Genomic DNA, 640 nt, shown 5'->3' with positions numbered 1-640 from the left:
TAGTCGGCTGCTTCCTCGATGGATAATGCAATCTTTCTTTCCGTCATCTTGTCACCTCCCGTTAAATTGCATTATGCAATTTTTGTTGTGCTGTTAGTATAGCGGTTTTATATTGCATTGTCAAGCGTTATGAAATTTTAAAAATAATCATTAAATTGCATATTGCAATTATGTAAGGTACATGCTATAATTCATACATACCGAAAAAGGAGGCAATCAGCATGAAAGATAAAGAACTACGCAAGCTGATAGGCAGCAGGGCAAAACAGCGTCGTCTGGAATTAAATCTGACACAGCCTTATGTTGCAGAGAAGATGGGAGTTACCGCTTCCACAATCCTGCGTTATGAGAATGGTTCGATTGACAATACCAAAAAGATGGTGCTGGAAGGTCTTTCGGAAGCACTTCATGTATCTATTGAATGGCTCAGAGGTGAAACCGATGAATACGAAACCGATATTACGGATAAGAAAGAATTACAGATTCGTGATGCAATGGGCGATATTCTCAAACAGTTACCTCTCGACCTTAATAAAAAGGAAGATGCTTTTTCAAAAGATTTACTGCTGTTAATGTTAAAGCAATATAACCTGTTTCTGGAATCATTCCAGTTTGCCTGCAAGAATTACAAGGGCAGCAC

Annotated in this window: 1 protein-coding gene; it reads left to right on the top strand. The window is 38.4% G+C overall.

The window, feature by feature from the left end:
- Positions 1–221: 221 nt before the first annotated feature.
- The coding region (locus tag DXB43_RS14970) for a helix-turn-helix domain-containing protein (protein WP_147343704.1) at positions 222–640 on the top strand (419 nt) is incomplete at its 3' end.

Origin of the sequence: Roseburia sp. OM04-10BH (assembly GCF_003462605.1) — a bacterium.
Taxonomy (GTDB): domain Bacteria; phylum Bacillota; class Clostridia; order Lachnospirales; family Lachnospiraceae; genus Roseburia_C; species Roseburia_C amylophila.
The sequence above is the reverse complement of the archived record's forward strand: the minus strand, read 5'-3'. Positions and strand labels throughout refer to the sequence as shown.